Here is a 12,823-nt window from a genome sequence, read left to right on the forward strand (position 1 = left end):
AAGGAGGTGGTGCTATCGCCAGGTAGATTCAGACCAAGCGACAGTTACTCGGGGTGTAGCCCATGGTGCGTTTGAACATCGCGGTAAATGCACTCGGACTCTGGTAACCGTGCTCCAATGCCACTTCCAGGATGGAAGCACCACTGGCCAGCCGCTGCATGCTGAGCAGCAGCCGCGTGCGCTTGCGCCACTCGCCGTAACTCATGCCCAACTCTTTCTGGAACAGCCGAGCCAGGGTGCGTGAACTCATATTGAGCTGCACCGCCCAACTCTCCAGTTTCGACTCCTGAGAAGGGTTGTCGATAAAGTCCGCACACAGTGACTTGAGCCTCGGCTCGTCCGGTATCGGCACGTGAGCCAGCACCCTTTGCGCACGGTCAAGTTCCGAGAAAATCAGCTCCACAATCTGCACATGACGCAACGACGCCGCCTGGCTGTCAGGCTCATCGCCCGCAGCCACAATCAGCTCGCGCAACAAGGGTGAAACCCTGATGACCTCGCATTCCTCCGTCAAACGACGGTGCGCTCCCGGCGAGATCAACAAAGTGCGCATGCGCACTTCGCCGGTCATGCGGATCTGATGCTCCAAACCTGAAGGCACCCACAGCGCATGCCCGGAAGGTACCACCCAGGTGGTCTCCTCCACCGACACAAGCATCACACCGTTGATGGCGTAGACCAGTTGGCCTTCGTCATGTCGATGCGAGGCCACGATGTCACCGTGGCCATAATTACCGGCAAGTGCCGCCAATGCGGTATGCGCGTTCATCTCAGGACGGCACCGCAGCATTCACCAGGCTGAGCAAGCCCAGGCGCGATGCACGATTGACCGCACTGGTGACCGCTTTGAGGGAAGCGAGCAGGCTACTGCCATCACGAGCGGCGCCGAACAGCAACTGGTTGCCCACGCGAATTTCCACATAGGCCAACGCCTCAGCCTGGGCACCGTCACGGGTGGCATGTTCGTGGTAATCGGCGATATCAAAATGAATGCCACGTTGGGCAAACGCATCGACCAGCGCCGCAAGCGGGCCGTTGCCCTCGCCACTCAAGTCGATGCGCTGTGTGCCTTGTTCAAGGGTGGCCTCCAGGTAAGTCACATCGCCCTCGCTCACCAGTTTGGGGGCTCGTAACGCGTAAGGCTTGCCCTGCTCCAGGTAATGCCGGGTGAAGCAGGCAAGGATCATCTCGCCACTGATTTCCTGGCCGGAGCCATCCGCTTCCTGTTGTACCAGGCTGCTGAACTCCATCTGCAAGCGACGCGGCATCACAATGCCGTGCTGCTCCAACAGATAGGCCACGCCCCCCTTGCCCGACTGGCTGTTTACGCGAATTACCGCTTCATAGCTACGGCCCATATCGGCAGGATCGATAGGCAGGTACGGTACTTCCCACATGCCCTGTGGATTGGCCTGGCGCGCCGCAAAGCCTTTCTTGATCGCGTCCTGGTGCGAGCCGGAGAATGCGGTAAACACCAACTCACCGGCGTAAGGGTGACGAGGATGGGTCGGCAACTGATTGCAGAATTCCACCTCACGCTGGACGTGCAGGATGTCGGAGAAATCCAACTGCGGATCGATGCCGCTGGTGTAGAGGTTCATCGCCAACGTGAGGATATCTACGTTGCCAGTGCGCTCACCGTTACCGAACAACGTGCCCTCGACACGCTCGGCACCAGCCAGGCACGCCTGCTCCGCGGTGGAGACCCCAGTGCCCCGATCATTGTGCGGATGCACGCTGATGACCACACTGTCCCGGCGACTGAAGTGCCGGCAGAACCATTCGATCTGGTCGGCGAAGACATTGGCGGTAGACACCTCCACAGTGGTAGGCAGATTCAGGATCATCTTGTTACTCGGGGTCGGGCCGAACGTATCTGTCACCGCTTCACACACCTGCAGTGCAAAATCCAGCTCGGTGAAGCAAAAGGTTTCCGGGGAATACTGGAACGTCCACTGCGTATCGGGGTTTGCGTCCATGTGCTGCTTGATCTCCCGAGTTGCCTGGGTAGCAATCTCGATGCAGCCCGCCTTGTCCACATTGAAGACAACGTCCCGGAACACCGGCGCCGTCGCATTGTAAACATGCACGATAGCGCGAGGCGCGCCCTTCAACGCCTCAAACGTGCGCTCGATGAGGTGGCTGCGCGCCTGGGTCATGACCTGAATCGTCACATCATCAGGAATCGCACCGCTTTCAATCAGCTCACGGACATAGTCAAAGTCGGTCTGCGAAGCGGCAGGAAAGCCCACCTCGATCTGCTTGAAACCGACCTTCACCAGCAAATCGAAGAAACGCCGCTTGCGCTCGGCATTCATCGGCTCGATCAACGCCTGGTTGCCATCGCGCATATCCACACTGCACCAGGTAGGAGCGGCAACCTGGACAGTACTGGGCCATGTGCGATCCGGCAGGTTGACCGTGGTGAAGTGGCGATATTTGCGGGAAGGGTCCTTGAGCATCATGGCGTTTCTCCTTTTTCAGCAGTTTGTTTGTGTCAGACACACCGTCGGCGATGCCGACTGATTGGATCCAATACTAAACGAACATAGTTTGATACAAATTGCGTTGTTGAGTTTGTGGAATAAGAAAAACCAAAAAAAACCCAAGCAGACTGAAAAAACCAAAAAAAATTGCGCAAAGGCATGAAAGTCAACAATCGAAGACTTAAAAGCACGAGTTACCGGCAAGGAGCCAGGGAAAACATTTCTGCCGGCAAAAAAAAACCGAGAGCCTTACTGGTGTGAGGCTCTCGGGATTTCTAAACACACGTGATTTGATACCTGTGGGTTACGCACAGGACGGGACAGGTCACCGTGAATCAAGGTCGGTCCTTTTTATTTTTCTTTATTCATATCAGCCGATTAGCTGAGCCCTTTTCTATAGTTCGCTCTTTCAAAGTACTGACAGGACTTTTTTTTGGACGAGAGCGGGAATCTGAGCAAGGGACGGCTCACCGTCCAGTCGGTGATGCCAAATAACAGGCAAAAAAAAACCCGGAAATCCTCACTTGCGTGGGCCTTCCGGATTTTCTAAACCGCCAAAAATGGTGGGTCGTGTGGGATTCGAACCTACGACCAATTGGTTAAAAGCCAACTGCTCTACCAACTGAGCTAACGACCCGCTGTGTGGTGGCGCGTATAATACTGATTTCTAAGGATTATTCAACACCTTATTTGAAATAAATCAGAAAAAACGCATTTGAACGGTAATTCGGTGGGTAGAACGCCTCTCGCAGCCGCCTGATCAGCGCCCTGGCTCGTCGTTCCACAGGTACTTGTGCAGCTGCAATTGCAGGCGCACCGGCAGGTTGTCCGCCACTACCCAGTCGGCCAGCTCCCGGGCGTTCAGGTCGTGATGGCTGGGCGAGAACAGCACCTCGCCCGCACGACGCTCCAGGCCATACTGGATCAGCTTGGAAGTCGCCCAGTCATAGTCGTCGCGGGAACAGATGACGAACTTGACCTGATCGTTAGCCGTCAGCAAGTCGATGTTCTCGTAGCGGTTGCGGTGGGCTTCCTTGGAGTCGGGGGTCTTGAGGTCGACCACTCGGCTGACACGCGGGTCGACCGCAGAGATGTCCAGGGCGCCACTGGTTTCCAGCGAGACCTCGTAGCCGGCGTCACACAGCCGCTTGAGCAATGGGATGGCATTGGGTTGCGCCAATGGCTCACCGCCCGTCACGCAGACGTAGCGCGGCCGGTAGCCGGCAACCTGTTCCAGGATGTCGTCGAGGGTGCGCACGGTACCGCCGCTGAAGGCGTAGGCGCTGTCGCAGTATTGGCAGCGCAATGGGCAGCCGGTGAGCCGTACGAATACGGTGGGAAGGCCAGCAGTGCGCGTTTCACCCTGCAACGAGTAAAAGACTTCGGTAATACGTAATGTGTCTTGCATAGTCGCCACGGGCGTAACAGCTAAACAGGCTGTCCGCCTCCGTCAGGCACTTCAAGGGATTGCGCCAACGCGTCAACCCCAGGAAGCGTGTTTCATAAAAGGGCGTGGATTCTAACGAAAAAACCCGCGACAAGCGCGGGTTTCTTCTGAACGGGCTGCATTGCTTACAAGCGTTGCAGGTCCCGCTGGGCCAACTGCGCCGCGGAGGTACCCGGATACTGGGCAACCACCTGCTGCAGAATGCCTTTGACCTTGTCGGTATGACCCAGGCGGCGTTCTACGTCAGCGAGTTTGTACAGCGAATCCGGCACCTTGGCGTGCTTGGGGTACAGCTGGCTGACCTTGGCAAAAGCCTGGCCCGCGCCCTGCAAATCACCCTTTGCCAGGTTGACCTCACCCAACCAGTACTGGGCATTGCCCGCGTACTGGCTGTTGGGGTACTTGCGCAGGAAAGCGGTGAAGGCCTGACTGGCCTTATCGAAATCCTTGGCCTTGATCAGGTCGAAGGCTGCATCGTAATACAGTTTTTCCTTCGCCGGATCACCCGGTTCACTGCTGGCGGCAGGGGCAGCCGCGGCGGCCCCTGCTGCTGCGCCACCGGCAGCGGCGCTTGGCGCGCCACCGGCAGCAGAATTATCAGGAGTAGCGGCAGGTGCAACACCGGCTCCAATACGACGATCAAGATCCTGGTAACGCTCCAGGCCTTCTTGCTTGAGCTGGTTCACCTGGTTCTGCAGCACTTCAATGGCGCCTTGTTGCTGGGCCAATTGATCCTGCATGCGTTGCAGCTGGTTGAACAGCTCGCCCTGTGCCGAGGGAGCGGACGTAGCCGCTCCCCCCGCATAGGCGCCGTTCGTGCCATAACCTGCTGGCGGATAACTGCTCCCGCTATTGTTATAGCCTGAGTTGCTATCCGTTACAGGAACCGCAGCCCACACCGCAAGCGGTGCGAAGCTGAGAGCCAATACAGTCAGAGCACGACGGCACGTTCGCATGACGAATTACTTACGCAGTTCGACGCGACGGTTCTGAGCCCACGACTGTTCGTCGTTGCCAGTTGCAACTGGACGCTCTTTACCGTAGGAAACCAGTTCCAGTTGGCCTGGAGCAACACCTTGCAGTACCAGGTAGCGCTGAACGGCTTTCGCACGACGCTCGCCCAGTGCCATGTTGTACTCACGAGTACCACGGGCGTCAGTGTTACCTTCCAGAACAACGCGAGCGCCGTTAGCTTTCAGGTCCTTGGCGTGAACGTCCAGAGCGCGCATGGCTTCTGGCTTCAGGTCCGAACTGTCGTATTCGAAGTAGAAAGTGGTGATTGCGCGCAGAGCAGCTTCTTCGCTCAGGGAGCCGTCGACCGCACCAGTGTTGGCGCCGTAACCAGCGTTTGGATCAACAGCTGCGCCTTCACCGGCATTGTCGCCGCCTTTAGAGGAGCAACCAACGGCTACGGACAGAGCCAGAGCCAGAGCAGCAAACTTACCAAACTTCAGCATTTCCATCGTGAAACTCCTAATGAACCCCAGTGTGTTAAGTACTTCTTTTTGTAGCGCCGCGTCAGTTCAGGTAAGGGGACCAGGATGGTTCTCTGACTTCGCCTTGTGCGGTAGGAAGTGGGAGCCTTACGCGTCCATTGATGGACACGAGCATCAAGACTCCCCGGCCCTGCTGGCGGGTGGCGTAGATTACCATGGTGCCGTTGGGCGCAACAGTGGCTGACTCATCAAGGTTGGTATCTGTAAGGATTTTTACGGTTCCGCGCTGCAAATCCTGGGCCGCAACCCGGAAATTAGTGAAACCATCCTGACGGTGAATCATCACCAACGTCTTTTCATCGGCCGAAAGCTTGGGGTTGGCGTTGTAGTTACCAATAAAGGTCACACGTTCCGCACCGCCGCCGTTCACATTTGCCTTGTAGACCTGAGGCTTGCCGCCACGGTCGGAGGTGAAGTAGATGGTCGAACCATCCTTACCCCAGAACGGTTCGGTGTTGATGCCCGGGCCGCTGGTCACACGCGAGAGTTGACGCGAGGCCATGTTCATCACGTAGATATCCGGGTTACCGTCCTTGGACAGCACGAAAGCCAGGCGCGAACCATCCGGCGACCAGGCTGGCGCACCGTTGAGGCCTTCGAAGTTGGTGATCTGCTCACGACGGCCAGTATCGATGTGCTGCACAAAGATGCGCGGACGACGCTGTTCGAACGATACGTAGGCAATACGCTTGCCATCCGGCGCGAAGCGCGGCGACAGGATTGGCTCACGGGACTGCAGCAAGGTCACTGCACGTGCACCGTCGTAGTCCGAGCGCTGCAGGGTGTAGCGGGTGTTGTCTACCGAGAAGCGCTCAGCGGTGACGTACAACAGGCGCGTCGAGAACGCCCCTTTGATACCGGTGAGCTTCTCAAACGACTGGTCCGAGATGTAGTGGGCCATGTCGCGCAGTTGCTCGGCGGTACCCGATACGCTGCCGGTCAACACCTGCTGCTCGGTGGCCACGTTGAACAACGTGTACTGGATCTGCAGGCGACCGCCGGCCGGCGTGATGCTGCCGACCATCAGGTACTGGGCACCGACGGCCTTCCAGTCACGGAAGATGACTTCGCTGGCCTGGGTTGGCTGGCTGATCATGTTGCCTTTTGGAATTGGCGCGTAGTAACCGGAGTTACGCAGGTCGTCGCTGACGATCTGGGCCATGTCGTCCGGCAGCACGCTGCCGCCCTGCCAACCGAACGGAACTACCGCAATCGGTGTGGCCCGATCACTGCCGCTGGTAACCAGGATGTTCTTTTCATCCGCCGCCGCTATCCCTGCCATACAGCAAATAACGACAAGCATTCCTCGAAGAAGGTTTCTCACAAGGCTAGATCCTCAGGTGTGAATGTCATCTTGAATGAACGATAGGGAGCGAAGTCACTTGGTTTCATTCCCTGCATCTCGGTCAACCGGCCAATATTCTTGACCGCGGCAACCGCCGAACTGTCGAACGAACCGTCACCACTGGACTTGGCCACGCTGACCGAAGTCACCGTACCGTCCGGCAACATGCCGATCTGCAGCACTACTGTCATGCCTTTACGTGCCGAAGGTGGACGTGTCCAGCCTTCCGCTGCCCGCGCCCGAATCAGGTCGTCGAAACTGCCCGCGACTTCATCGCCACGCTCATCGGCCAAGGCTTGCTGACGCTGCGGCGTGTCGGAAAGCAAATCTGCCAGGGCCTGGGCCTTTTTCTCTTCGGCGGATTTGCGTGCTGCTTCCTGGGCCTTCTTCTTGGAGGCGTCGGCGGCAGCTTTCTTCTTCGCTTCGTCGGCGACTTTCTTCTTCGCCTCGTCTGCTTCAGCTTTTTTCTTGGCGTCTTCGGCGGCTTTCTTCTTCGCGTCTTCGACTATCTTTTTCTTGGCTTCTTCAGCGGCCTTTTTCTTGGCCTCTTCTTCGGCAGCCTTTTTGGCTTCTTCTTCCGATTTCTTCTTGGCTATATCAGCCAATTGTTTCTCTTCGGCCTTTTTGGCTTCGGCAGCTTTCTCGGCTTTCTTGGCTTCATCAGCCTTTTTCGCCTCGTCGGCTTTCTTGGCTTCGTCAGCCTTTTTCGATTCCTCGGCCTTTTGAGCCGCCTCTTCTTTCTTTTGTTCCGCAGCAGCCTTCACCGCTTCCTGCTCGACCTTCTTCTGTTCCATCTGCTCGACTTCAGTCTGGCGCGCAGCCGACTTCTGGGCCTCACCCGCAATCTTCTGATTGGTCTGGGTGGTGGCCTGACTTTTCGATTTCAGCTGATACAGGGTCGCCTGCACGATCGGCTTGGCTGGCGGCAGGTCCGGGGTCATGGCAAAGCTGACAAACAGCATGCCGAACACCAGGACGTGCAGGGCTATTGCCCACACGCCAGGCCAGAAGTAGCTTTCCGAGGCGGACGGCTCTCGCTGTTGCTGCATCAGGGCGCCTCGGTAATCAAGCCAACGTTACCGACGCCGGCCTTCTGCAGCCCGCCCATGGCGCCCATGACGGAGCCGTAGTCGACCGATTTGTCACCCCGGATAAACACCTGGGTGTGCTTGCCGCCTTCGTTGCCGGAGCGAATGATCTTGGTCACAGCATCGGTCATGGCCGGCAACGTCAGGGCCTTGTCCTGCTGCTTTTGCGTGTCGACTTCGCTGCCAAGGTTCCAGTAATAGGTCTTGTCAGCCTTGATCGAAATGGTCAGGACCTGAGTGTTGTTGTCCTGCGGCAAGGCTTCACTGGAAACCTTGGGCAGATCAACCTTCACGCCCTGGTTGAGCATCGGCGCGGTCACCATGAAGATCACCAGCAGCACCAGCATCACGTCGATGTAAGGCACTACGTTCATCTCGGCGACCGGCTTGCGCTTTTTGCGAGCTCGAGCGATTAAAGCCATTGGGAATTACCTGCTTATTCTTCGCTGGTGTGCACTTTACGGTGCAGGATCGCCTGGAATTCATCGGCGAAGGTGTAGTAACGGCCGATCAAGGTTTCGCTGGTTGCGGCGAAACGGTTGTAGGCGATTACTGCGGGGATAGCGGCGAACAGGCCGATCGCGGTGGCGATCAGGGCTTCGGCAATACCCGGGGCCACGGTGGCCAGTGTGGCTTGCTGCGCCTGGGCCAGGCCGCGGAAGGAGTTCATGATCCCCCATACGGTACCGAACAGGCCGATATACGGGCTGACGGAACCCACGGTGGCGAGGAACGGCAGGCCCTGCTCAAGTTTCTCTTCTTCGCGGGAGATGGCCACGCGCATGGCACGGGCCACACCTTCCATCACCGCTTCAGGATCGACACCCGGCTGCTGGCGCAGGCGCGAGAACTCCTTGAAGCCGGCACGGAAGATCTGCTCGACGCCCGAATCCGGGTCCGGGTTGCTGCCGGCCTGGCGGTACAGTTTGGACAGGTCGATACCCGACCAGAAGCGCTCTTCAAAGCTCTCCAGGGCACGTCGACCGGCGCGCAACATGTTGCTGCGCTGAAAAATCATGACCCAAGAGGTAACCGATGCGGCTACCAGGGTCAGCATGACCAGTTGAACCACGACACTGGCATTGCTGACCAGGCTCCACATGGAGGAATGGTCGACGACGGTAGGTTCCACGCTAAATCTCCTGCTTTGATTGTTGACCCGCGCCGCTCACGGCGGCAAAGGCCGCGCGTAGAGTTTCGGGAATGGCCCGAGGTTTCAAGCTGTTGGTGCGCACACACGCCACCAGGAACTGCCCCTCACAGAGCAGCGTTGCATCCGTGGCCCGCCTGACCTGCTGTTTGAAACGCAGGCTGGCACGGTTCAATTCGATGACTTCAGCGCTGACCAGCAACTCATCGTCCAGTCGCGCCGGCGCGTAATACCGCGCCTCGCTGGAATGCACGACGAATAACAGGTCCTCGCCTACAAGCTCGGATTGGGCAAAACCCAACTCCCGCAGCCGCTCGGTTCGAGCCCGTTCCATGAATTTCAGGTAATTGACGTAATAAACGATGCCGCCGGCATCGGTGTCCTCGTAATAAACGCGACAGCGATGTGCGAACGACTGATCCCCGTTTTGCGCGCGCATACTCTAGTGCTTACTCCTCAGGTTGCCAATTGGCTGGGCAACTGTTTTTTCATTCCTGAACGCTTTTGCAGTGATTCAAATGACGACGCCAGACACTGGGACAGCACAAAGCTCAGATAAATCGTCCGGCGTAAGCTTTTTAATCGTCTACCGCATCGAGGAATTCGTCTACCACGGGCATCTCTCCCAATCGTGACGGAATGTTTAGCCCAAAGTGCAGGTAAGCATGACGCGTCACCACCCTGCCCCGCGGGGTTCGCATGATGTAGCCCTGCTGAATCAGGTACGGTTCCAGCACATCCTCAATGGTATGGCGCTCTTCGCTGATGGCTGCGGCCAGGCTGTCCACGCCCACCGGGCCACCGTCGAATTTCTCGATCATGGTCAAAAGTAGGCGTCGATCCTGGTGATCAAAACCATGTTCGTCCACATCCAGCAGGTTCAAGGCAAGGTCCGCCACGGCCTTGGTGATGTGGCCCTTGGCACGCACCTCGGCAAAGTCTCGCACGCGGCGCAGCAAACGGTTGGCAATTCGTGGCGTACCGCGAGCGCGTCGAGCGATTTCAAAGGCGCCTTCCGGGTCCAGGGGCAAGCCGAGGATACTCGCCGACCGGCTGACAATGGTCGCCAGATCGGCGGTGCTATAGAACTCTAGACGTTGAACAATGCCGAAACGGTCTCGCAGCGGGTTGGTCAGCATGCCCGCACGGGTGGTCGCGCCCACCAGGGTGAATGGCGGCAGGTCGAGCTTGATCGAGCGGGCCGCAGGGCCTTCACCGATCATGATGTCAAGCTGGAAGTCTTCCATCGCCGGGTACAGCACTTCCTCGACAATCGGTGATAACCGATGGATCTCGTCGATAAACAGTACGTCATGGGGTTCAAGATTGGTCAGCAGCGCCGCCAGGTCTCCAGGACGCTCCAGCACGGGGCCGGAGGTGGACTTGATCGACACGCCCATTTCCTGGGCGATGATATTGGCCAGGGTGGTCTTGCCCAACCCGGGCGGGCCGAAGATCAAGGTGTGGTCCAGGGACTCACTGCGCCCGCGCGCGGCCTGGATAAACAACTCCATCTGTTCGCGCACGGTGGGCTGGCCGATGTAATCGGCCAGGCTCAGCGGGCGGATGGCCCGGTCCTGGACTTCTTCACGGTCACGCGGGCCGGTGGCCGCGATCAGACGATCGGCTTCAATCACTTAAATCATTCCCTTCAGGGCACGGCGAATCATGTCTTCAGCGCTCAGGTTCTTGTCCTTGATGGCCGATACGGCCTTGCTGGCTTCCTGAGGCTTGTAGCCCAGGGAGATCAGCGCATTGACCGCATCGCTTTCGGCGCTGGCGACCTGGGCCGCCGGCATATCCGGCTGGTTCGGTACCAAGGCGAACATGCTCGGTACCACCTCCCAGGCTTTGAAGCGGTCCTTGAGCTCGACCAGCAAGCGCTCGGCAGTTTTCTTGCCGACGCCCGGCACCTTGGTCAGGGCCGAGGTATCCTGGGCCGATACAGCACGCACCAACTCATCCACTTCCAGGCTCGACATCAAGGCCAGGGCCAATTTGGGCCCCACGCCATTGAGACGAATCAGCTCGCGGAAGAAATCGCGGTCGCGCTTGCCGATGAAACCATAGAGTAGTTGCGCGTCTTCGCGCACCACTAAATGCGTGTGCAAGGTTATCGGCTCGCCGACCGACGGCAGGCGATACAAGGTGGTCATGGGCACTTCCAGCTCATAACCCAACCCATTCACATCCAGAATCAGGTGCGGCGGCTGTTTCTCAGCCAGGGTGCCGCGCAAGCGTCCAATCACGGTTCAGATCCTTAAAGCTGGGGGGTCAGATCGGAGCCTGACCGCAAAAATAACGATTGCGCTGATGCTATCAGAGACGCAGGCGCCCGCCACGACTACGTGCTGCGCCCAAGCCGTGAGGCAACAGGCTGGAGCGGGTATGGGCATGGCAAATGGCGATGGCCAGGGCATCCGAGGCGTCGATCTGTGGCTTTGACGTGAGCTTGAGCATGTGCATGACCATCATCTGCACCTGCTCCTTGTTGGCGCCACCGGTGCCGACCACGGCCTGCTTGACCTGGGTCGCGGTGTATTCAGCGATCTCCATGCCCTCCTCGGCACCCGCTACGATGGCAGCGCCACGGGCCTGGCCGAGCTTCAACGCCGAGTCGGCATTCTTGGCCATGAACACTTTTTCGATGCCCATGGTGACCGGGCCGTAGGTCTGGATGACTTCACGAACGCCGCGATAGACGATCTGCAGCCGCTCGGCCAATTCCCCTGCGCCAGTGCGGATGCAGCCCGAGGCGACGTACACACAGCCACGTGGGGTCTGCTGCACCACGCCAAATCCGGTGATGCGCGAACCGGGGTCGATACCTAGGATTAAAGTCATAACGCCTGCGGGTTGGATTTACAACGGCATGTGCCAGGCACACATTTGTGTAACAGCATAGAACCCCTGTGGGAGCTGGCTTGCCTGCGATGCGGGCACCTCGGTGCTTCTGTCAAGTCGAGGTGATGCTATCGCAGGCAAGCCAGCTCCCACAGTGGATATTCATCGTTCTTAAGTGAGCTGCTCGGCCACAGACTCAGGGATGTCGGCATTCGAATACACGTTCTGCACGTCATCCAGGTCTTCAAGCATGTCCAGCAGCTTCAGCACCTTCTGCGCACCGTCCAGGTCCAGTTCGGCACTGGTGGTCGGCAGCATCACGATTTCTGCGTCGGTGCCGTTGAAACCAGCGGCTTCCAGGGCGTTGCGCACGGCGTAGAAGCTGGCGAACGAGGTAAACACGTCGATGGAGCCGTCTTCGTTGGTCACGACGTCATCGGCATCCGCTTCCATTGCGGCTTCCATCAGCGCGTCTTCATCGGTGCCCGGTGCGAAGGTGATCTGCCCCTTGCGCTCGAACAGGTAGGCCACCGAACCATCCGTGCCGAGGTTGCCGCCGCACTTGCTGAACGCATGACGTACGGCTGCCGCGGTACGGTTGCGGTTGTCGGTCATGCATTCGACCATCACCGCCACGCCGCCCGGGCCGTAGCCTTCATAGGTCAGCTCGACCATATCGTCGGTGTCGGCCGCACCAGCACCACGAGCCACGGCGCGGTCGATGATGTCGCGGCTCATGTTGGCGCCCAGCGCCTTGTCCAGCGCCAGGCGCAGACGCGGGTTAGAGCCCGGGTCACCGCCACCCTGGCGGGCCGCGACGGTCAGTTCGCGAATCCACTTGGTGAAGATCTTGCCCTTCTTGGCATCCTGACGCTCTTTGCGGTGCTTGATGTTCGCCCACTTGGAATGGCCAGCCATAACACAACTCCGAATTCTCTAGAAACCTTATCAATCCCGCCCCAGGCGA

At 58.4% G+C, this 12,823-nt stretch carries 14 protein-coding genes and 1 tRNA gene; all 15 read right to left on the bottom strand.

The genetic code is table 11. From position 1 onward, the window contains the following. Positions 1–28: 28 nt before the first annotated feature. The gene (locus RHM69_RS14230; protein WP_014719710.1) at positions 29–769 is read right to left on the bottom strand and encodes an AraC family transcriptional regulator; all 741 of its coding nucleotides are present in this window, start codon (positions 767–769) and stop codon (positions 29–31) included. Position 770: 1 nt separating this feature from the next. Beyond that, positions 771–2,465 (bottom strand): 2-isopropylmalate synthase, encoded by a 1,695-nt coding sequence (leuA, locus tag RHM69_RS14235; protein ID WP_038451337.1) that lies wholly within the window; start codon positions 2,463–2,465, stop codon positions 771–773. Positions 2,466–3,047: 582 nt separating this feature from the next. After that, positions 3,048–3,123 (bottom strand) — tRNA-Lys (locus RHM69_RS14240). A gap of 123 nt (positions 3,124–3,246) precedes the next feature. Then, on the bottom strand, positions 3,247–3,894 hold the full coding sequence (queE, locus tag RHM69_RS14245) for a 7-carboxy-7-deazaguanine synthase QueE (protein WP_020302705.1): 648 nt from the start codon (positions 3,892–3,894) through the stop codon (positions 3,247–3,249). A gap of 164 nt (positions 3,895–4,058) precedes the next feature. After that, positions 4,059–4,889 (bottom strand): tol-pal system protein YbgF, encoded by an 831-nt coding sequence (gene ybgF, locus RHM69_RS14250; protein ID WP_014719713.1) that lies wholly within the window; start codon positions 4,887–4,889, stop codon positions 4,059–4,061. A 6-nt stretch (positions 4,890–4,895) separates the two neighbouring features. Beyond that, positions 4,896–5,396, bottom strand: a complete 501-nt coding sequence (gene pal / locus RHM69_RS14255) for a peptidoglycan-associated lipoprotein Pal (RefSeq protein WP_003193861.1) — start codon at positions 5,394–5,396, stop codon at positions 4,896–4,898. Positions 5,397–5,451: 55 nt separating this feature from the next. After that, a complete protein-coding gene (gene tolB, locus RHM69_RS14260) occupies positions 5,452–6,732 on the bottom strand; it encodes a Tol-Pal system beta propeller repeat protein TolB (protein ID WP_032874245.1) in 1,281 nt (426 codons plus the stop codon). 17 nt (positions 6,733–6,749) lie between these two features. Then, a complete protein-coding gene (gene tolA, locus RHM69_RS14265) occupies positions 6,750–7,823 on the bottom strand; it encodes a cell envelope integrity protein TolA (RefSeq protein WP_003193863.1) in 1,074 nt (357 codons plus the stop codon). Next, complete coding sequence (tolR, locus tag RHM69_RS14270; RefSeq protein ID WP_161793227.1) at positions 7,823–8,275, bottom strand: protein TolR; 453 nt, start codon at positions 8,273–8,275, stop codon at positions 7,823–7,825. Before tolR ends, tolA begins: the two co-directional genes overlap by 1 nt. Before the next feature lie 23 nt (positions 8,276–8,298). Continuing rightward, positions 8,299–8,994, bottom strand: a complete 696-nt coding sequence (gene tolQ, locus RHM69_RS14275) for a protein TolQ (RefSeq protein WP_003193865.1) — start codon at positions 8,992–8,994, stop codon at positions 8,299–8,301. Position 8,995: 1 nt separating this feature from the next. After that, on the bottom strand, positions 8,996–9,451 hold the full coding sequence (ybgC, locus tag RHM69_RS14280; protein ID WP_014719714.1) for a tol-pal system-associated acyl-CoA thioesterase: 456 nt from the start codon (positions 9,449–9,451) through the stop codon (positions 8,996–8,998). Positions 9,452–9,590: 139 nt separating this feature from the next. After that, positions 9,591–10,649, bottom strand: a complete 1,059-nt coding sequence (gene ruvB / locus RHM69_RS14285) for a Holliday junction branch migration DNA helicase RuvB (protein WP_003175801.1) — start codon at positions 10,647–10,649, stop codon at positions 9,591–9,593. Further along, complete coding sequence (ruvA, locus tag RHM69_RS14290) at positions 10,650–11,261, bottom strand: Holliday junction branch migration protein RuvA (protein WP_003193868.1); 612 nt, start codon at positions 11,259–11,261, stop codon at positions 10,650–10,652. 70 nt (positions 11,262–11,331) lie between these two features. Next, positions 11,332–11,856 (bottom strand): crossover junction endodeoxyribonuclease RuvC, encoded by a 525-nt coding sequence (gene ruvC, locus RHM69_RS14295; RefSeq protein ID WP_019821257.1) that lies wholly within the window; start codon positions 11,854–11,856, stop codon positions 11,332–11,334. A gap of 171 nt (positions 11,857–12,027) precedes the next feature. Continuing rightward, the gene (locus RHM69_RS14300) at positions 12,028–12,774 is read right to left on the bottom strand and encodes a YebC/PmpR family DNA-binding transcriptional regulator (RefSeq protein WP_003193870.1); all 747 of its coding nucleotides are present in this window, start codon (positions 12,772–12,774) and stop codon (positions 12,028–12,030) included. Positions 12,775–12,823 lie beyond the last annotated feature (49 nt).

Origin of the sequence: Pseudomonas sp. CCI1.1 (genome assembly GCF_034348165.1) — a bacterium.
In the GTDB taxonomy this organism is placed as follows: domain Bacteria; phylum Pseudomonadota; class Gammaproteobacteria; order Pseudomonadales; family Pseudomonadaceae; genus Aquipseudomonas; species Aquipseudomonas paracarnis.

What these genes read in the sequence shown, in the direction of transcription:
- RHM69_RS14230 (WP_014719710.1), bottom strand. Translation starts at nt 769, where the DNA reads ATGAACGCGCATACCGCATTGGCGGCACTTGCCGGTAATTATGGCCAC.
- leuA (WP_038451337.1), bottom strand. Translation starts at nt 2,465, where the DNA reads ATGATGCTCAAGGACCCTTCCCGCAAATATCGCCACTTCACCACGGTC.
- queE (WP_020302705.1), bottom strand. Translation starts at nt 3,894, where the DNA reads ATGCAAGACACATTACGTATTACCGAAGTCTTTTACTCGTTGCAGGGT.
- ybgF (WP_014719713.1), bottom strand. Translation starts at nt 4,889, where the DNA reads ATGCGAACGTGCCGTCGTGCTCTGACTGTATTGGCTCTCAGCTTCGCA.
- pal (WP_003193861.1), bottom strand. Translation starts at nt 5,396, where the DNA reads ATGGAAATGCTGAAGTTTGGTAAGTTTGCTGCTCTGGCTCTGGCTCTG.
- tolB (WP_032874245.1), bottom strand. Translation starts at nt 6,732, where the DNA reads ATGCTTGTCGTTATTTGCTGTATGGCAGGGATAGCGGCGGCGGATGAA.
- tolA (WP_003193863.1), bottom strand. Translation starts at nt 7,823, where the DNA reads ATGCAGCAACAGCGAGAGCCGTCCGCCTCGGAAAGCTACTTCTGGCCT.
- ybgC (WP_014719714.1), bottom strand. Translation starts at nt 9,451, where the DNA reads ATGCGCGCGCAAAACGGGGATCAGTCGTTCGCACATCGCTGTCGCGTT.
- ruvC (WP_019821257.1), bottom strand. Translation starts at nt 11,856, where the DNA reads ATGACTTTAATCCTAGGTATCGACCCCGGTTCGCGCATCACCGGATTT.
- RHM69_RS14300 (WP_003193870.1), bottom strand. Translation starts at nt 12,774, where the DNA reads ATGGCTGGCCATTCCAAGTGGGCGAACATCAAGCACCGCAAAGAGCGT.